The 22,047-nt window shown below is 67.2% G+C and carries 2 protein-coding genes (1 of these 2 running past the window's edge); both read left to right on the top strand.

Annotated elements, in window-relative coordinates:
• A protein-coding gene (locus ACZYZ7_RS29085; RefSeq protein ID WP_463742336.1) for a non-ribosomal peptide synthase/polyketide synthase crosses the window boundary here: on the top strand, nucleotides 1-10,633 show its final stretch. It extends 12,134 nt beyond the left edge of the window; only the last 10,633 of its 22,767 coding nucleotides appear in the window; its start codon lies off the left edge, out of view; it ends in the stop codon at nucleotides 10,631-10,633.
• A complete protein-coding gene (locus ACZYZ7_RS29080; protein ID WP_463742335.1) occupies nucleotides 10,630-22,047 on the top strand; it encodes an amino acid adenylation domain-containing protein in 11,418 nt (3,805 codons plus the stop codon). Before ACZYZ7_RS29085 ends, ACZYZ7_RS29080 begins: the two co-directional genes overlap by 4 nt.

Genomic DNA, 22,047 nt, shown 5'->3' with positions numbered 1-22,047 from the left:
GTTGTTCGCCGCCCAGGTGGTTCGGGCCCCCGATGCGGTCGCAGTGAGTTTCGAAGGCTGTGCGCTGACCTACCGGGAGCTCGACGTCGAATCAAATCGATTGGCGCACGCGCTGATTGCTGCCGGGGTGACGTCCGGTGACGCGGTGGCGTTGCTACTCGATCGTTCAGCACGAGCGGTCGTGGCGATGCTGGCGGCGCTCAAGGCCGGAGCGGCGTATCTGGCGATCGACCCGGTGGTGCCCGACGAGCGGATGCAGTTCATGCTGGCCGATGCGGCTCCGGTCCTCGTGCTCACCACGGGCGGGTTGGCGCAGCGGCTGGACGGGTCTGATGTGGCGACCCTCGATATCGATGATCCCCGGCTGTCAGCCGGCCCGGACACGGCGAGGTCGTCGCCGGGGTTGCCCACTCCTGACGACCTCGCCTACCTCATCTACACCTCGGGGACCACCGGCACCCCGAAGGGTGTGGCGGTCACGCACCGCAACCTGGCTCACGTCGCCGACTCGATGCCCGCCTCCCTACCGGTGGAACAGGTGTGGACGCAGTGCCACTCGTACGCGTTCGACTTCTCGGTGTGGGAGATCTGGGCCGCGTTGCTGACCGGTGGCCGGTTGGTGGTGGTGCCCGAAGCGGTGACCGCATCGCCGAACGATTTCCATGCCCTCCTGGTGTCCGAACGGGTCAATGTGCTGACTCAGACCCCGTCGGCGGTGGCCGCGCTCTCGCCCGAGGGCTTGGATTCGGTGGCGTTGCTGCTGGGTGGTGAGGACTGCCCCGCCGATGTGGTGGACCAGTGGGCACCGGGGCGCGTCGTGATCAACGCCTACGGCCCCACCGAGGCGACGATCTATGCGTCGATGAGTGCGCCTTTGGAGAAGATCCGGGGAGATGGGCCCAACGTCGTCCCGATCGGTGCGCCGGTATCGACGGCGGCGTTGTTCGTGCTGGATCAGCGGCTGTGCCCGGTGCCTCCCGGGGTGATCGGCGAGCTGTATGTGGCCGGCCGGGGTGTGGGTGTGGGCTACCTGCGCCGCCCGGGGTTGACCGGGTCCCGATTCCTCGCGTGTCCGTTCGGCGGGGCCGGAACCCGCATGTATCGCACCGGCGATCTGGTCTCCTGGGGCCCCGATGGGCAGTTGCGGTACCTGGGCCGCGCCGATGAACAGGTGAAGATCCGCGGATACCGCATCGAACTCGGTGAAGTGCGCGCTGCCCTGTCTGAAGTGGCCGGGGTGCAGCAGGCGGTGGTCCTCGCTCGTGAGGACCGTCCCGGTGACAAGCGGCTCGTCGCCTACATCACGGGTACGGCGGATCCGGTCCAGGCACGGGCCGCGTTGACGCAGCGGTTGCCGAGCTACATGGTGCCGGCCGCAGTGGTGTTGCTCGACGCACTGCCGTTGACCGTCAGCGGCAAGTTGGATGCGCGGGCCCTGCCGATACCCGAGTACCAGGGCGCCGCCCTGTACCGTGGCCCGTCCGGCCCTACCGAAGAGATCCTGGTCGGCATCTATGCCCAGGTGCTGGGGTTGGAGCGGGTCGGGGTGGACGACTCGTTCTTCGATCTCGGCGGTGACTCACTGCTGGCGATGCGGGTGATCGCGGCGATCAACACCAGTCTGGATTCCGGGCTGGCGGTGCGGACGTTGTTCGATGCGCCCACGGTGGCGGAGTTGGCCCCCCGGATCGGTGAGGGCTCCAACACGCGAAAGGCTTTGGTGGCCGGCGAACGTCCCGCGGTCGTCCCGTTGTCGTTTGCGCAGAGCCGGTTGTGGTTCCTCAACCGGTTCGAGGACGGGGCCGCGACCTACAACATGCCGACGGCGTTCCGGATCAACGGTGCGCTCGACGTCGAGGCGCTGGGTGCAGCCCTGGACGATGTGATCGCCCGACATGAGTCGCTGCGTACCGTCTTCCCCGACATCGACGGGGTCGCTTTCCAGAAGGTGTTGCCCGCCGAGGCGGGGTTGTGGCGCCGTGGTGGTCCTGCGGTGGTGTCGGTGTCGGAGACCGATGCCGCCTCCGAGCTGGTGGCGTTGGCGGGGTACCGCTTCGACCTGTCGGCCGAGATCCCGATCCGGGCCCAGATCTATCAGATGGGTCACGAGCAGTACCTGCTGGCGATCGTCTTGCATCACATCGTATTTGACGGCTGGTCGATGGCCCCGATGGTGCGGGATGTCGGAGTGGCTTACGCGAGCCGGTGTGCCGGACAGGCTCCCGAGTGGGCGCCGTTGCCGGTGCAGTACGCGGATTACACACTGTGGCAGCAGGAGTGGCTGGGTTCGGAGTCCGATCCCGACAGCGTGATCGCCGCGCAGTTGGGGTACTGGCGCCGGGAGTTGGCCGACCTGCCCGAGGTGGTGTCGTTGCCGGCCGACCGGCCGCGTCCGCCGGTACCCAGCTACCACGGCGACCGGGTACCGATACACATCGACCAGGAACTGTGGGCCGGGGTCAAGGCGGTTGCCGCGGCGCACAACGCGACGGTGTCGATGGTGTTGCAGGCCGCGATGGCGGTGGTGTTGCAGCGGGCCGGCGTCGGCGAGGACGTGGCGCTGGGCACCCCGATCGCCGGGCGGACCGACGCCGCGCTCGATGAGTTGGTCGGGTTCTTCGTCAACACCTGGGTGCTGCGCGTGAGGGTCGGTTCGGGGCTGCGCTTCAGCGATGTGGTGGAGCAGGTGCGCCAGAAGGCGCTGGACGCCTACAGCAACCAGGACGTGCCCTTCGAGCGGCTCGTGGAGCGGCTCAACCCGACGCGCTCCACCTCGCACCACCCGCTCTTCCAGGTCGCGATGGTGTTCCAGAACAACGTGCGCCCGGACGTTGCCCTGGCCGGTGCCGAGGTCGAGGCACTGGTGGCCGAAACCCACACCGCCAAATGGGATCTGGACATCGATCTGCGTGATGTGCCCGGCGAAGGTGCTGCCGGGATGGTCACCTATGCCACGGATTTGTACGACCGGTCCAGTATCGAGCGGTTGGTGGGTTGGTTCGGTCGGGTGCTTGAGGTTGTTGTGGCGGACTCGTCAGTCGTGGTGGGTGAGGTGGGTCTGCTGGATCCTGCCGAGCGGGATCTGGTGTTGCAGAACTGGTCTGGTTCGGGTGTGGGCGCTCCGGTCGGGTTGGGTTCGGAGTTGTTGGCGGCGGCGGTGGCGGCGGATCCGGATGGTGTGGCGGTTGTCGATGGGCAGCGGGTGTTGTCGTATCGGGAGCTGGATGAGGTGTCGAACCGGTTGGCTCGGGTGTTGATCGGTGCGGGGGTGGGTCCGGAGCGTGCGGTGGGCGTGGCGATGGGCCGCTGTGCTGAGTTGGTAGTGGCGTGGTGGGCGGTGCTCAAGGCGGGTGGGGTGTATGTGCCGGTGGATCGGTCGCATCCGGCTGAGCGGATCGCCGCGGTGTTCGACACCGTCGACGCCGTGTGTGTGCTGACTCGCGACACCGACACGCTGTCCGGCGCCGGGACACGACCCGTGCTGCGGACCGATGATATCGATCTGTCGGGCTGGTCGTCCGAGCCGATCACCGACGTGGATCGGTTGGCGCCGTTGGATATCGACGATGCCGCCTACGTGATCTTCACGTCCGGCTCCACCGGGACGCCCAAGGGCGTGGCGATCAGCCATGCGGGTCTGCAGGGTGAAGCCGCGGCACATCGCGAATTGTGGGGGGTGCCCCCGGGCGCGCGGGTGCTGATGGTGGCCGCACCGACGTTCGATGCCTCGGTGTTCGAGTGGCTGTGGGCGGTGTCCTCCGGCGCCGCGCTGGTGGTGGCAGCGCCGGATTCCTATGCCGGAGAAGCATTGACCGCCGTGATCGAGGATCAGCGCGTTGATGCCGCGTTGATCACCCCGACGGTGGTGGCGACGCTGGACCGGACCCGACTGGACGGGTTGACCACCCTGGTCACGGGTGGCGAGGCGTGCCCTGCGGAGCTGGTGGCGGCGTGGGCACCCGGACGGGCGATGTTCAACGCCTACGGACCGACCGAGGTCACCATCTGGTCGATCTGGAGTGCGCTCAGATCCGGAGAACCCGTGCGGATCGGCGCCCCGATCGCGGGTGTGTGTGCACAGGTGCTGGATGCGCGGATGCACCCCGCACCGGTAGGGGTGGTCGGTGAGCTGTATCTGGCCGGCCCGGGGGTGGCTCGCGGTTATGTCGGCCGGCCCGACCTGACGGCGGACCGGTTCGTGGCCAACCCCTTTGGAGCTCCCGGAACCCGCATGTATCGCACCGGAGACCTGGTGCGCTGGACCCCGGCGGGAAGCCTCGAGTACCTGGGCCGGGCCGACGCGCAGATCAAACTGCGCGGCCAGCGGCTGGAACTAGGGGAGATCGAGAACACCCTGCTGGCCTGCCCCCAGGTTGCCCGGGCCGCCGCCACCGTCTTCCACAGCGAGGCCGCTGATCATCTCGTTGCCTACGTCAGCCTGGATCACACGAGCACCGCCGATCACGAGGCGGAAGTCGTCGATCAGTGGCAGCAGATCTATGACGAGCTGTATGACGCTGATCTCGAGGTGGTCGAGTTCGGCAGTGACTTCCGAGGTTGGAACAGCAGCTACACCGGGCAGCCGATCCCCTTGCCGGAGATGGCCGAATGGCGTGCGACGGCCGTGGATCGCATCCTCGGCCTGAAACCGCGGCGGGTGCTGGAGATCGGTGTCGGCTCGGGCCTCATGCTGGCGAAGGTGGCCCCCCAATCCGTGGAGTATTGGGGCACAGACTTTTCCGCACCGACCATCGCGAAGCTGCAGGTGGCCGTCGCCGGCCAGCCGTGGGGCGATCGGGTGCGGCTGCAGGCGCAGCCGGCCGACGTGATCGATGGATTGCCGCTGGGCCACTTCGACACGATCATCATCAACTCGGTCGTCCAGTACTTCCCCAACGCCGGATATCTGACCGAGGTGATGGACAAGGCCGTGGAACTGTTGGCGCCCGGGGGTGCCCTGTTCATCGGCGACGTGCGCAACCACAGCCTGCAGGGCGCATTCCAGACCGGAATCGCGCTCGCCCGCAGCGATGCGGATGCCGACACCGACGAGATCCGCCAGAAGGTGCAGCGCGCGGTGCTCGGTGAGCCCGAGTTGCTCTTGGCTCCTGAGTTCTTCACCAACTGGGCGGCCGGGAACGGCGCAACGGCCGGGGTGGGCATCGAAGTCAAGCGCGGTATGGCCGACAACGAGTTGAGCCGGTACCGCTACGACGTCGTCGTCCACAAGACGCCGACGGCGATGTGCTCGCTCGCCGGTGCGCCGGTGTGGATGTGGGAGCACTGTGCGGGCCTGATCGGGTTGCACACCGAATTGACGACGCAACGTCCGGCGGCCGTGCGGGTCGCCGCGATTCCGCGCGGCGGGGTGATCGCCGATGTCGCCATCGAACAGGCCCTGGCCGCCGGCAGGTCGGCGGGTGAAGCCCTCCCCACCCCCGATGACGCGGTGACCCCGGAACAGTTGTACCGGCTCGGCGAGGACGACGGCTATCAGGTCGCGGTGACGTGGGGTGCGGAACCCGGCACCGTCGACGCGGTCTTCATCGACACCACCCGACGGGGGCACCGTCGGGTGCTGACCGACCTGTACCTGCCTGCGGCCGAGTCCCGGCAGCGCAGCACCTACGCCAACGATCCCGACACCAACAGCAAAGTCAGCGCGGTACGGCAGTGGTTGGGTGCACGGTTGCCCGAGTACATGGTGCCGAGCCAGATCGTGGTGCTCGAGGAGTTCCCGCTGACCACGTCCGGCAAGATCGACCGTAAAGGCTTGCCGGAGCCGGTGTTTGCCGCCACGGTGTTCCGGGCTCCACAGACTCCGACCGAGAAGACCGTCGCCGAGGTCTTCACCGAGGTGCTCGGCCTGGACCGGGTGGGCCTCGATGACGACTTCTTCGCCCTCGGCGGTGACTCGTTGATCGCCACCCGGGTGTGCGCACGGTTGCAGTCGGCACTGGGCAGGGACGTTCCGGTGCGGTACCTCTTCGACGCTCCCGCCGTCGGACGCCTGGCCGACTACCTGGACCGCAACCAGGGGCGGGCGGCCCGGCCACCGATTCAGGTGCTGACCCGCCCGCAACGCATCCCGTTGTCCTACGCCCAACAGCGCCTGTGGTTCCTCGAACAGCTGCAGGGGCCGTCGCCGATCTACAACATGGCCGTGGGGCTTCGGCTGAACGGCCACCTCGATGCCGATGCCCTCGGAGCGGCGCTGGCCGATGTGGTGGGTCGACAGGAGAGCCTGCGCACGATGTTCCAGTCGGTCGACGGGGTTTCCCGGCAGGTCGTGGTGCCCGCCGAGCAGGCCGATTTCGGTTGGCAGATCGTCGATGCCGGTGGATGGTCGGCGGACCAGCTCGATGACGCCATCGGCGCGGCTGCCCGTCGCAGTTTCGACCTGGGGCACGAAATTCCGTTGCGGGCCACTCTGTTCCGCACCCGTGCCGACGAGCATGTGCTGGTGGCGGTGGTGCACCATATTGCCGCTGACGGCTGGTCGGTGGCACCGTTGGTGGCGAATCTCGGGGCTGCCTACGCCAGCCGAACCTCGGGACGGGCTCCCGATTGGGAGCCGCTGCCCGTGCAGTACGTGGACTACACGCTGTGGCAGCGTGCACAGCTCGGTGATCTGGAGGACACCGACAGCCGGATCACCGAGCAGTTGGCCTACTGGGAGCAGGAACTCGCCGGGCTCCCCGAGCGTCTGGAGTTGCCGACGGACCGGCCGTACCCGCCGGTGGCGGACTACCGTGGGGCCAGCGTGCTGGTGGAATGGCCGGCACAGCTGCAGCAGCAGGTCGCCCGGGTCGCCCGTGAACACAACGTCACCAGCTTCATGGTGGTGCAGACCGCGTTGGCCGTCCTGCTGTCGCAACTGAGCGCCAGCTCGGATGTGGCCGTCGGAATCACCATCGCCGGTCGCGGTGAGCCCGAACTCGATGAACTGGTCGGCTTCTTCGTCAACACGCTGGTACTACGGGTCGACCTGGCCGGGGATCCCACCGTGGCCGACCTGTTGACGCAGGTGCGTCGGCGCGCGCTGGGCGCCTATGAGCATCAGGATGTGCCCTTCGAAGTGTTGGTCGATCGGGTCAATCCGACCCGCAGCCTGACCCACCACCCGCTGGTACAGGTCATGCTGGCCTGGCAGAACCTGCCGTGGCAGCACAGCGATCCGGCCGCCGGACTGACGTTGGGCGATGTGCAGGTCAGCCCGATTGCGGCGGAAACTCACACGGCCCGAATGGATTTGGCTCTGTCTCTGTCCGAGCGTTGGACATCCGACGGTGAGCATGCGGGGATCTCCGGGATGGTGGAGTTCCGCACCGATGTGTTCGACACCGCAAGCATCCACATCCTGATCGATCGGTTGCGGCGGGTGCTGGCCGCGGTGACCGCCGACCCGGCCCGCACGGTGTCCTCGGTGGACCTGCTCGACGAAGGCGAACGCTCGCGACTCGGGGAGCTGGGCAACCGCGCGGTGTTGGCCCGGTCGGTGTCGGGTTCTGCGTCGATTCCGGCGTTGTTCGCGGTACAGGTGGAGCGGGTTCCGGATGCGGTGGCGGTGTCGTTTGCGGGTCGTTCGGTGTCGTATCGGGAGTTGGATGAGGCGTCGAATCGGTTGGCGCACTTGTTGGTTGCTCAGGGTGCGGGTCCGGGTCGGTGTGTGGCGTTGTTGGTGAACCGGTCGGTTGAGGCGATCGTGTCGATTCTGGCGGTGCTCAAGTCTGGTGCGGCGTATCTGCCGATCGATCCGATGCATCCCGATGCGCGGGTCGAGTTCATGCTCACTGACGCCGCCCCGATCATGGCGATCACCTCGGCGGGCTTGGCCGACCGACTGCACGGGCGCGATGTGCCGGTCATCGATGTCGACGACCCCCGCATCGAGATCTACCCGGCCACAAAGCTGCCGGAGCCGGCCTCCGATGACATCGCGTACCTGATCTACACCTCAGGCACCACCGGTGTGCCCAAGGGCGTGGCGATCACGCATCACAACGTGACCGAACTGCTGGAGTCGCTGGATGCCGATGTCGAGCGTGCCGGTGTGTGGTCGCAATGCCACTCCTATGCCTTCGATTACTCGGTGTGGGAGCTCTGGGGCCCGCTGCTGGCCGGCGGCCGGCTGGTGGTGGTTCCCGAGGACGTAACCCGCTCGCCGCAGGAACTGCACGCGCTGTTGGCGACCGAGCAGGTCACCGTGCTCAGTCAGACCCCGTCCGCGTTCTACGCCCTTCAGGTCGCTGACACTCAGCAGCCCGACCTGGGCCGGCAGCTCAAGCTCGAGACCGTGGTGTTCGGTGGTGAGGCACTCGAACCTCAGCGGCTCGAGCCGTGGCTGTCCAGCCATCCCGCCGGGACACCACGGATGATCAACATGTACGGGATCACCGAGACGACCGTGCACGCCTCGTTCCGGGAGATCTTCGACGGTGACATCGGCAGGGCGGTGAGTCCGATCGGTGTTCCGCTCGCGCATCTCGGGTTCTTCGTGCTGGACAAGTGGTTGCGTCCGGTACCCCCGGGCGTGGTGGGTGAATTGTATGTGGCCGGAACAGGTCTGGGCGTCGGATATGTGCGCCGCGGTGGTTTGACCGCCGCGCGGTTCGTGGCCTGCCCGTTCGCCGGCAACGGGTCGTCAGGACGACGGATGTACCGCACCGGCGATCTGGTGTCCTGGGACACCGCCGGTGAGTTGCGTTATGCCGGGCGCGCCGATGAGCAGGTCAAGATCCGTGGCTACCGGATCGAGTTGGGTGAGATACAGACCGCTCTGGCGGATCTGGACGGCGTGGAGCAGGCGGTGGTGATCGCCCGTGAGGACCGTCCGGGTGACAAGCGTCTGGTCGGTTACCTCACCGGTGCCGCGGATCCGGTGCAGGTGCGCGCTGCGCTCGCGCAGCGGCTGCCCGGCTATATGGTGCCCGCGGCGGTCGTCGCACTCGAGCAGCTACCGCTGACCGTCAACGGCAAACTCGACAAGCGCGCCCTGCCGGCTCCGGACTACGCCGATGGTGACGGATACCGCGCCCCGACCAACGCGGTCGAGGAGATCCTCGCCGGAATCTATGCGCAGGTGCTGGGGTTGGAGCGGGTCGGGGTCGATGATTCGTTCTTCGACCTCGGCGGTGACTCGCTGTCGGCGATGCGGCTGATCTCCGCGGTCAACACGAGCCTCGATGCCGGCCTCGCGGTCCGCGCGGTGTTCGACGCCCCATCGGTATCCGAGCTGGCGCCGCGGATCGGCGAGAGTTCGGGCCGCCGTACCCCGTTGACGGCGCAACAACGGCCCGAAGTGGTGCCGTTGTCCTATGCGCAGCAACGGTTGTGGTTCTTCAACCAGTTGCAGGGGCCGTCACCGGTCTACAACATGCCCACCGCGTTGCGGATCACCGGGGTGTTGGACGTGGAGGCCCTGGGCGCGGCGCTGGCCGATGTGGTGGGCCGCCAGGAGGGCCTGCGCACGTTGTTCCCGGCTGTCGAGGGGATCCCCCGACAGGTGGTCGTGCCGGCCGAGCAGGCCGACTTCGGTTGGCAGATCGTCGATGCGGCCGGATGGACTGCCGAGCAGCTGTCGGCGGCCGTGCACGCCGCGGTGTGCCACACCTTCGATCTGGCCACTGAGATCCCGCTGCGGGCAACGCTTTTCCGTATGGGGCCCGACGATCACGTATTGGTGGCGGTCGCGCACCATATTGCCGCTGACGGCTGGTCGGTGACCCCGCTGGTGGCCGACCTCGGGGTGGCGTACGCCGGCCGATGCGCCGGTCAGGCCCCGGACTGGGCACCGCTGCCGGTGCAGTACATCGACTACACGCTCTGGCAACAGGATTGGCTGGGATCCGAGGAGGATCCCGACAGCGTGATCTCCGGACAGTTGGCGTACTGGCAGGAGGCGCTCGCCGGGATGCCCGAGCGCCTGGAGTTGCCGACGGATCGGCCTTATCCGCCGGTGGCGGACTACCGCGGGGCAAGCGTGACGGTCGACTGGCCGGCCCAGCTGCAGCAGCAGGTGGCCCGGACGGCTCGGGAGCACAACGCGACCAGCTTCATGGTGGTGCAGGCCGCCCTGGCGGTGTTGCTGTCGCAGCTGAGCGCCAGTTCCGATGTGGCGGTTGGGATCGCGATAGCAGGTCGCGGCGAGCCCCAGCTCGATGAGTTGGTCGGTTTCTTCGTCAACACGTTGGTGCTACGGGTGGACCTGTCGGGAGACCCCACCATCGACGAACTGTTGAGTCAGGTACGCCAGCGCAGTCTGTCGGCGTTCGACCACCAGGATGTGCCGTTCGACGTGCTGGTGGAGCGACTCAACCCGGCCCGGTCGCTGGCGCGTCATCCGCTGGTGCAGGTGCTCCTGGCGTGGCAGAACTTTGCCGGGGACCCAGCGGTCGATGTCGCGCTGGGCGATGTGCAGATCGCGCCGCTGTCTGCCGAAACCCATGCGGCCCGGATGGATTTGGTGTTCTCCCTGTCCGAACGGTGGACCCCCGACGGTGAGCCGGCCGGTATCGGTGGCGGAGTGGAATTCAGAACCGATGTCTTCGACGCCGCCAGCATCGACAAGCTGGTCGAGCGGTTAAGGAGAGTACTCATGGTGCTGACCGCAGAACCCGGGGGGCAGGCATGACCGCGGATCTCACCCGGCGCTTGTCGTCGATGGACCTGCTCGACGAGGGCGAGCACTCCCAGCTCGATGATTGGAGCAACCGTGCAGCCCTGAACCGGCCGGCGACCCGCTCGGTGTCGGGTTCTGCGTCGATTCCGGCGTTGTTCGCGGTACAGGTGGAGCGGGTTCCGGATGCGGTGGCGGTGTCGTTTGCGGGTCGTTCGGTGTCGTATCGGGAGTTGGATGAGGCGTCGAATCGGTTGGCGCACTTGTTGGTTGCTCAGGGTGCGGGTCCGGGTCGGTGTGTGGCGTTGTTGGTGAACCGGTCGGTTGAGGCGATCGTGTCGATTCTGGCGGTGCTCAAGTCTGGTGCGGCGTATCTGCCGATCGATCCGATGCATCCCGATGCACGGGTCGAGTTCATGCTCACTGACGCCGCACCTGCCGTGGCACTCGTGACAGGTGGGTTGGCCGCGCGGTTGGCCGGGTGCACAGACCTGGTGGTCATCGGCGTCGAAGATTCCCGCATCGATGACCAGCCCAGCGCGCCGCTGGATGCGGCGCCTGCCGCCGATGACATGGCGTACCTGATCTACACCTCGGGCACCACCGGTGTGCCCAAGGGCGTGGCGATCACGCATCACAACGTGACCGAGCTGCTGGAGTCGCTGGATGCCGATGTCGAGCGTGCCGGTGTGTGGTCGCAGTGGCATTCCTATGCGTTCGACGTTTCCGTGTTCGAGATCTGGGGCGCACTCCTGGCCGGTGGCCGGTTGGTGGTGGTCTCCGAGGAGGTGACCCGCTCGGCAGCGGACCTACTCGCGCTGTTGGTGACCGAAGAGGTCACCGTGCTCAGCCAGACCCCCTCGGCGTTCTATGCGCTCCAGGCAGCGGAGGCCCAGCAGCCCGACCTGGGCCGGCAGCTCCAGCTCAAGACCGTGGTCTTCGCCGGCGAGGCGCTCGAACCTCAGCGCCTGGAGCCATGGCTGGCAAACCATCCCGCGGGGTCGCCGCGCCTGCTCAACCTGTACGGAACCACCGAGACGACGGTGCACGCCTCGTTCCGGGAGATCGTCGAGGCTGACACCGCCAGCGTGGTCAGTCCCGTCGGGGTGCCGCTGACCCATCTCAGTTTCTTCGTGCTGGACAAGTGGCTGCGCCCGCCGCCGGTCGGGGTGGTGGGGGAGTTGTATGTGGCAGGCACCGGCCAGGGCATCGGGTACTGGCGTCGGCCCGGACTGAGCGCATCGCGGTTCGTGGCCTGCCCGTTCGCCGGCAACGGGTCATCAGGACAACGGATGTACCGCACCGGGGACCTGGCGTCGTGGGGGCCCGACGGGCAACTGCGGTATGCCGGGCGTGCTGACGAGCAGGTCAAGATCCGCGGGTACCGCATCGAACTCGGTGAAGTGCGGGTGGCGCTGTCCGAGGTGGCCGGGGTGGAGCAGGCGGTGGTGATCGCCCGTGAAGACCGGCCGGGTGACAAGCGTCTGGTCGGCTATGTCACCGAATTGGTCGCCGGGGCAGTCGATCCGGCCGCGGCGCGCGCCGCGCTGGCCGAACGGCTGCCGAGCTACATGATCCCCACGGCTGTGGTGGTACTCGAGGCCTTGCCGTTGACGGTTAACGGCAAGCTCGACAAGCGAGCTCTGCCGGCACCGGAGTACACCGATGGTGACCGGTACCGGGCCCCGTCCAGTCCCACCGAGGAGATCCTGGCCGGGATTTACGCCCAGGTATTGGGTTTGGAACGGGTCGGGGTCGATGATTCGTTCTTCGATCTCGGGGGTGACTCGCTGTTGGCGATGCGGGTGATCGCCGCGGCCAACACGAGCCTGGATTCGGGGCTTGCGGTCCGTGCGATCTTCGATTCGCCGACGGTGGCCCAGCTGGCACCACACATCGGCGAGGGGTCGGGCCGCCGTACCCCGCTGGCAGCCAGAGAGCGGCCCGAGGCGGTGCCGCTTTCCTATGCGCAGCAACGGTTGTGGTTCCTCAACCGGTTCGAGGACGGGGCCGCGACCTACAACATGCCGACCGCGCTGCGGATCAACGGACCGTTGGATGTCGATGCGCTGGATGCCGCGATCGATGATGTGATCGCCCGGCACGAGGCGCTGCGGACCGTCTTCCCGGACACCGACGGGGTGGCCGTCCAGAAGGTGTTGCCAGCCGAGGCGGGGATGTGGCGGCGTGGTGGCCCGGCCGTCATACCGCTGCCGGAGTCCGATGTGATGGGCGCGCTCACCGCGCTGGCCGCGTACCGGTTCGATCTGGCCACCGAGATTCCGATCCGGGCCCAGATCTACGAGGTGGGCCCGCAGCGGTATGTGCTGGCGCTCGTGCTGCATCACATCGCTTTCGACGGTTGGTCGATGGCCCCGATGGTGCGCGACGTGGGGGTGGCCTATGCCGGCCGCAGTACCGGCCGGGCTCCCGAGTGGGCGCCGTTGCCGGTGCAGTACGCGGATTACACTCTGTGGCAACAGGAGTGGCTGGGTTCGGAGTCCGATCCCGACAGTGTGATCGCCGGTCAGCTGGACTACTGGCGTCACGAGTTGGCGGACCTGCCCGAGGTGGTGTCGTTGCCGGCGGATCGGCCCCGTCCGCCGGCACCCACCTACCGTGGCGAGGCGGTTGACCTGAGCATCGACCCGCAGCTGTGGGCCGGGGTCAAGGAGGTTGCCGCAGCGCACAATACGACAGTCTCGATGGTGTTGCAGGCTGTCACGGCGGTGGTGTTGCACCGCGCCGGCGCCGGTGACGACGTGGCTCTGGGAACCCCGATCGCCGGACGGATGGACCAGGCGCTCGACGAGTTGGTCGGATTCTTCGTCAACACCTGGGTGTTGCGGGTCGGGGTGAAGTCCGGGCTGCGCTTCGGCGAGGTACTTGAGCAGGTGCGGCAGAAGGCGCTGGATGCCTACGGCAATCAGGACGTGCCGTTCGAGCGGTTGGTCGAGCAACTCAACCCGGCGCGTTCCACGTCGCATCACCCACTGTTCCAGGCCGCCTTGGTGTTCCAGAACAACAAGCGCCCCGAGGTTCTGGACATCGACGGAGTCACCGTCGAGGGGCTGGCGGCCGATATCCGGACCGCGAAGTTCGACTTGGACATCGACCTGCGGGAGGTGCCCGGCGAGGACCCGGACGCGCCGATGGCCGCCGGCATGGTGACCTATGCGATGGATCTGTACGACCGTTCCAGCATCGAGCGGTTCGTGGTTTGGTTCGGGCGGGTGGTCGAGGCTGTCGTGGCCGACTCGTCGGTGGTGGTGGGCGACGTGAGCCTGCTGGACCCCGATGAGCGGGACCAGATGCTGTACAGGTGGTCCGGCGCTGAGGTCAATGCGGCCGTGGGTCTGGGTGACCAGTTGTTGGCTGCGGCGGTCACAGCCGCTCCGGATGCCCCGGCGATCGTCGACGGTACCCGCCAGCTGTCGTATCGCGAACTGGACGAGGCGTCGAGCCGGTTGGCGCGGGAGCTGATCGCGATCGGAGTGGGCCCGGAACGCACGGTGGGTGTGGCTGTCGCCCGGTGCGCCGAATTGCTTGTGGCGTGGTGGGCGGTGCTCAAGGCCGGTGGGGCTTATGTACCCGTGGATCCGGGGCACCCGGCTGAGCGGATCGCCACGGTCCTCAACACCGCTGAGGCCTCCTGCGTGCTGATCTGTGGAGCGGACACCCTGGAGGGCACCGGGAGCCGCCCGGTGTTGCGCCTCGACACCCTGGACGTGTCGGGACACAGTGCCGCCCCGATCACCGATGCGGACCGATTGGCGCCGTTGACTGTCGATGCCGCCGCCTATGTCATCTTCACCTCGGGGTCCACGGGCACTCCCAAGGGCGTGGCGGTCAGCCACGCAGGTCTGTGGGGAGTGGCGGCGGCCCACCGAAAGTGCTTCGCGATACGTGCGGATTCGCGGGTGTTGACGGTGGCCGCACCGACGTTCGATGCCTCGGTGTACGAGTGGCTGTTGGCCGTGGACATGGCTGCCGCGCTGGTGGTGGCACCGCCTGATTCCTACGCCGGCGAAGCACTGACTTCCGTGATCGCGGATCAGCGCGTCGATGTGGCGGTGTTCACGCCGACGGTGCTGGAGACGCTGGACCGGGCCCGGCTGGACGGGTTGAAGACGGTGATCACGGTCGGGGAGGCCTTGCCGGCGGAGTTGGTCGCCGCCTGGGCACCGGGCCGGCTGATGTACAACGGATACGGGCCTACCGAGATCACCATCTGGGCCAGCTGCACACCGGCGCTGACGGCGGGACAACCGGTGGACATCGGCACCCCGATCACCGGGGTTCGCACGCTGGTACTCGATGCGCGGCTGAACGCGGCCCCCGTCGGAGTGGTGGGCGAGCTGTATCTGGCTGGTCCGGCGGTGGCGCGCGGTTACGTGGGCCGGGCGGACCTGACCGCAGATCGATTCGTGGCCAACCCCTTTGGCGGGCCAGGGTCGCGGATGTACCGCAGCGGCGACCTGGTGCGCTGGACGGCCTGGGGGGCACTCGAGTATCTGGGGCGCGCCGACGCCCAGGTCAAGCTGCGCGGGCAGCGCATCGAGTTGGGGGAGATCGAGAACACCCTGTTGGCCTGCCCGCAGGTCGGCCGGGCCGCGGCGGCGGTGCACCACACCGACACGGCCGATCACCTGGTCGCCTACGTCAGCCTGGAGCGCTCGAGCACCGCCGACCATGAGGCCGAGGTTGTCGATCAGTGGCAGCAACTGTATGACGAGCTCTATGACGCCGGGGGCGAGGCGGAGGAGTTCGGCAGCGACTTCCGTGGTTGGAACAGCAGTTACACCGGGCAGCCGATTCCACTCGATCAGATGCGGGAGTGGCGGGCGGGGGCCGTCAGTCGGATCCTGGCTCTGCGCCCGCGTCGGGTGCTGGAGATCGGTGTCGGTTCAGGCCTGATACTCGCGCAGGTGGCCCCCGAGTCCGAAGAATATTGGGGCACAGACTTTTCCGCGCCGACCATCCAGACGTTGCAGAGGGCCGTGGCCGGGCAGCAGTGGGGGGACCGGGTGCGGCTGCAGGTGCAGCCGGCCGATGTCGTCGACGGCTTGCCGGCGGGGCATTTCGACACGATCATCATCAACTCGGTGGTCCAGTACTTCCCCAACGCCGGATATCTGACCGACGTGATGGACAAGGCCATGGAACTGCTGGCACCCGGTGGGGCGTTGTTCCTCGGCGACGTGCGCAACCACAGCCTGCAGGGCGCCTTCCAGACTGCCATCGCCTTGGCGCACGTTGACTCTGCCGATACCGACGAGGTTCGGCAGCGGGTTCAGCGGGCTGTGCTCGGTGAGCCTGAGTTGCTTTTGGCTCCAGAGTTTTTCACGGCCTGGGTGGACGGTCATGCGGCAGTGAGTGGCCTGGGTATCGAAGTCAAACGTGGTGAAGCCGACAACGAGTTGACGCGGTATCGCTACGACGTCGTCATCCACAAGACTCCGGCCGCGGTGTGCTCGCCGGCGGATGCACCCGTGTGGGCGTGGGCGGATTGTGCGGGTGTGAGCGGGATGCACAGCCGGCTCATATCGGAACGTCCACCGATCGTGCGCATCAGTGCCATACCCCGCGCCGGCGTGATCGCCGATGTGGGCATCGAGCAGGCCCTGGCTGCCGGAGGGCAGGTGGTGGATGCCCCACCCGACGCCGATGCCGTTACGCCCGAACAGTTGTATCGGTTGGGTGAGCAGGCGGGGTACCGCGTCGCGGTCACCTGGGGTGCCGAGCCCGGCACGGTCGAGGCGACGTTCATATCGGCTGACCACCCCGGCTACACAACAGCACTCACCGATCTGTATCGGCCGGCGTCCGGGGTGCAGCAGCGCAGCAGCCTGGCCAACGATCCCGATGCCAACAGCAAGGTCAGCGCGGTGCGGCAGTGGTTGAGTGCGCGGATGCCCGACTACATGGTGCCGACCCAGATCGTGGTGCTGGACGAGCTCCCGGTGACGTCCTCGGGCAAGATCGACCGCAAGGCTCTGCCCGCACCGGTGTTCACCGTTACCGCGTTCCGCGCGCCGCGGACCCCGACCGAGAAGACTGTTGCCGAGACCTTCGCCGAGGTGCTGGGCCTCGGTCGGGTCGGCCTCGATGACGACTTCTTCGCTCTCGGCGGCGATTCGTTGATCGCCACCCGGGTGTGTGCCCGACTGCAGTCGGCTCTCGGTCGCGATGTGCCGGTACGGTCCCTCTTCGATTCGCCCACCGTGGGTAGCCTGGCCGGTTACCTCGACCGGAACCAGGGCCGGGCCAGCCGGCCTCCACTGCAGGCAATGCCACGGCCACAACGTATTCCGCTGTCCTATGCGCAACAGCGGATGTGGTTCCTCAACCGGTTCGAGGGTGGGGCCGCGACCTACAACATGCCGAACGTGTTGCGGATCAACGGGCCGTTGGATGTGGACGCGCTGGGCGAGGCGCTCGACGATGTGATCGTCCGGCACGAGTCGCTGCGTACGGTCTTCCCCGACACCGACGGGGTGGCCTTCCAGGAAGTGCTGCCTGCCGAGGCCGGGATGTGGCGAGGTGGGGGCCCGGCAGTGGTGCCGCTGTCGGAGTCGGACGTGGCGCGCGAGTTGATGGCCCTGGTGGAACATCGGTTCGATCTGGCCACCGAGATCCCGATTCGGGCGCAGATCTACGCGCTGGGTCCCGAGCTGCACGTACTGGCGATTGTGGTGCATCACATTGCTTTCGACGGCTGGTCGATGGCCCCGATGGTGCGCGACGTGGGGTTGGCCTACGCCAGCCGGTGCGGGGGAGGGGCCCCCGAATGGGAACCGTTACCGGTGCAGTACGCCGATTACGCGTTGTGGCAACAGGAGTGGCTGGGTTCGGAGTCCGATCCCGACAGCGTGCTCGCCACGCAGCTCGGCTACTGGCGCCACGAGTTGGCGGAGCTGCCCGAGGTGGTGTCGCTGCCGACGGACCGGCGCCGTCCACCGGTGCCCAGCTATCGGGGCGACGAGGTGCCGCTGCACATCGATCCGCAGACCTGGGCAGGGGTCAAGGCGTTGGCCGACGCGCGTCATGCGACGGTGTCGATGGTGCTGCAGGCCGCGATGGCGGTGGTGCTGCACCGGGCCGGGGTCGGGGAGGATGTCGCACTCGGCACCCCGATCGCGGGACGAACCGACAAGGCGCTCGATGAGTTGGTCGGGTTCTTCGTCAACACCCTGGTGATGCGGGTCGGGGTGAACCCTGCCCTGCGGTTCGCCGATGTGGTGGAACAGGTGCGCCAGAAGGCGCTGAATGCGTACAGCAATCAGGATGTGCCGTTCGAATTGCTGGTGGAGCAGCTCAACCCGGTGCGCTCCACCTCGCACCACCCGCTGTTCCAGGTACTCATGGTGTTCCAGAACAACATGCGGCCCGACGCCTTGGAGATCAACGAGGTCAGTGTCGAGGCGTTGCAGGCAGATACGAGCACAGCCAAGTTCGACCTGGACATCCATCTGAGCGAGGTGCGCAACGAAGCTTCGGGTGCACCGATGGCTGCCGGCATGGTGATGTACGCGACCGATCTGTACGACCGCGCCACGATCGAGCGGTTCGTGGGTTGGTTCGGTCGGGTGCTCGAGGCGGTGGTAGCCGATTCGTCGGTGGTGGTGGGCGACGTGGATCTGCTCGATCCCGACGAGCGGGAACTGGTGCTGCACGAGTTGTCCGGCGCTGACTTGACGGCCCCGGTGGGGTTGGGGGATCAGCTGTTGGCCGCGGCCGTCGCCACGGATCCGGATGCTCCTGCGATCATCGACGGGCAGCGGATCCTGACGTATCGCGAGCTGGATGAGCTCTCCAGTCGGTTGGCCAGGGTGTTGATCGATGCCGGGGTGGGGCCGGACCGCGCGGTGGGTGTGGCGATGGGCCGCTCAGCCGAATTGGTGGTGGCATGGTGGGCGGTGCTCAAGGCCGGCGGCGTGTACGTCCCGGTGGATCGGGCTCATCCGGAGGCGCGGATCGCGACCCTGCTCGACACCGTCGACGCCGTCTGTGTCCTGAGTCGCGATGTTGATGCTGTCGGTGGCGCCGGGCAGCGTCCGGTGCTGCGCTTCGACGCCCTCGATCTGTCCCGATGGCCCGCGGATCCGATCACTGATGCGGATCGGTTGGCGGCGTTGGACATTCATGATGCCGCGTACGTGATCTTCACGTCGGGATCCACCGGAACCCCGAAGGGGGTGGAGGTCAGCCATGCCGGTCTGCTCGGTTGGGCGGCGGCGCAACGGGAGATGTTCGGACTGGGTTCCCGGTCGCGGGTCTTGATGGTCTCCGCACCCACCTTCGATGCGTCGGTCGGTGAGTGGTTGCTCGCGGTGGCCTCGGGCTCCGCCCTGGTGGTGGCGCCTCCGGATTCGTATGCCGGTGAAGCACTGACCGAGATACTCGCCGGTCAGCGCGTCGACGCGGCGGTGTTGACCCCGACGGTGCTGGCGACGCTGGACCGTGCCCGGCTGGACGGGTTGGGCACGGTGATCGCGGTGGGTGAGGCCGTGCCTGCTGAGTTGGTGGCTGCCTGGGCGCCGGGCCGGCGGATGTTCAACGGCTACGGCCCCACCGAAACCACGGTGTGGGTCACCTGTGCGCCGCTGTCGGCGGGACAACCGGTGAGTATCGGAGCCCCGATCCGCGGCGTGTGCGCGCTGGTGCTCGATGCGCGGTTGAACCCGGTTCCGGTAGGCCTGGTGGGGGAGTTGTATGTGGCCGGGCCTGCGGTGGCCCGCGGCTATGTGGGCCGGCCGGAACTGACTGCGGAACGGTTCGTGGCCGATCCTTCCGGCCTGACCGGTGTGCCGGGGGCCCGGATGTACCGCACCGGCGACCTGGTGCGCTGGAACGCCGTGGGACTGCTGGACTACCTGGGCCGGGCCGATGCCCAGGTGAAGCTGCGCGGTCAACGCCTGGAGTTGGGTGAGATCGAGAACGCCCTGCTGGCCTGCTCGCAGGTGAGTCGTGCCGCTGCGGCGGTGCACCGTGGCGATACCGCCGACCACCTGGTTGCCTACGTGACGCTGGAGGCGGCGAGCTTCGTCGGCGACGGAGCCGACATCGTCGACCCGAGGCGCGGCAGCCGTGACGAGTTGTATGACGCCGAACTGGAGATGTCGGAGTTCGGCGGCGACTTCCGGGGTTGGCGCAGCAGTTACACCGGGGAACCGATTCCCTTGCCGGAGATGGCCGAATGGCGTTCGGCGGTGGTGGACCGCGTCCTCGGGCTGCGGCCGCGGCGGGTGCTCGAGATCGGTGTGGGCTCCGGGCAGATCCTGTCCCAGATCGCCCCGGAGTGCGAGGAATACTGGGCGACAGACTTTGTCGCGCCGCGCATCCAGACGTTGCAGGCGGCGGTGGCGAGGCAACCGTGGCGGGACCGGGTGCACCTCCTGACGCAATCCGAGCACGTCACCGGCGCACTTCCGCAGGGGCACTTCGACACCGTCATCCTCAACTCGGTGGTCGGGAAGTTTCCGAGTGCGGGCTACCTGGCCGAGGTCATGGACAAGGCAGTGGAACTGCTGGCTCCCGGCGGCGCGGTGTTTGTCGGCGACGTGCGTAACCTCGGGTTGCAGGACGCATTCCAGACCGGCATCGCGTTGGCGTGCGCCACTACCGAGGACGGCGACGAGATTCGTAAACGGGCACATCGTGCCGTCGTGGACGAGCACGAATTGGTCCTGGCGCCAGAGTTTTTCACCACCTGGGCGGCCGGCCGGCCCTCGGTGGCGGGGGTGGACATCCAGGTCAAGCGCGGTGTGGCCGACAACGAGCTCACGCGGTACCGCTATGACGTCGTCATCCACAAGACGCCCGCGGCCGTGCGCTGCCTGGCGGAGGTGCCGACGTGGGCGTGGACCGACTGTGCGGGTGTGAGCGGGATGCACAGCCGGCTCATGTCGGAACGTCCACCGATCGTGCGCATCAGTGCCATACCCCGCGCCGGGGTGTTCGCCGATGTGCGCATCGAACAGGCCCTGGCCGCCGGTCGGTCCGTTGGGGAAGCCGCCGCCGCGGCTTCCACCTCGACGCCCGACGGCACCGTCACACCCGAGCAGTTGCACCGCCTCGGAGAGGCGACCCGATATCGGGTGGCGGTCACCTGGGGTGCCGAGCCCGGCACCGTCGATGCGATCTTCATTGCGTTGACCGAGATCGAGCACGGCGGGGCGCTCACCGATATCTATCTGCCCCACAACGGTGCCGGGGACCGCGGCAGCCTGGCCAATGATCCGGCCACCAACACCAAGATCAGCGTGGTTCGCCAGCAATTGAGCACGCGGTTGCCCGAGTACATGGTGCCGACCCAGATCGTGGTGCTCGACGAGTTCCCGTTGACCTCATCGGGAAAGGTGGACCGAAAGGCGCTGCCGGAGCCGGTATTCGCCGCCGCGACGTTCCGAGAGCCGCAGACCCCGATCGAAAAGTCCGTCGCCAAGGCGTTTGTCGATGTGCTGGGTGTGGAGCGGGCGGGGCTCGATGATGACTTCTTCGCCCTGGGCGGGGACTCGCTGACGGCGATGCGTCTGATCGCGGCGATCAAGACCGCACTGAACATCGATCTGTCCGTGCCCACGGTGTTCGAAGCACCCACCGTGATGAGCCTCAGTGAGCGGCTGCAATCGGACACCATCGGTGTGCAGGAAGTGATTCCGGTTCAACCGCTGAAGCAGGGCACCGGCGTGCCGTTGTTCTGCATTCACCCGGGGTCCGGTATGAGTTGGGCCTACTCCACGTTGGGCAACTATCTGGACTGTCCGATCCTCGGAGTGCAACAGACCCTGGACAGCGGCGAAAGCTGGCCCGAGTCGATTCGCGACATGGCGAAGAACTATGCGGACAGGATTCAGAAAGTCCATCCCGCCGGTCCGTATGACCTCCTCGGACTGTGCTTCGGCGGCGTCGTCGCCCATGAGATCGCCATCGAACTGCAACGACGCGGATGCGTCGTCCGACGGCTGATTCTTCTCGACGCCCAGCCGGAGGACGACGCCAACATCCCGAACCGCCTCGTCAAGGAGGAGGACGTCCTCGAGGAGATCCTGCGATTCGCGGGCATCGGTGCGCAGGACTCGGACGAGCCTCTCACCTATGAGCGGGTCGAGGAACTCGTGCGGGAACTGACCGGCGTCGAGTTCTCCCGCTATAAACCGCTTTTGGACATGACCGTCCTAAATGTAAACACCAATGTGGCGTTGTATCAGACTCACGAGCCGGGCCTGTTCGACGGTGACATGGTCATCTTCTCGGCCTTGCGCAGGAAAACGGCTCCCACGTCGTCCGCCGAACAGAACTGGCGCCCCTATGTGGTCGGCGATATCGCGGAGTACTTCGTCGACTGCACGCATGAGGACATGCTGACGGCTCCGGCGGTCAGCACGTACGGCGAACAGCTCAGGCAGGTCTGCGTCGACAGTTGA

Source organism: Mycobacterium sp. IDUB_17 (assembly GCF_055419465.1).
The sequence above is the reverse complement of the archived record's forward strand: the minus strand, read 5'-3'. Positions and strand labels throughout refer to the sequence as shown.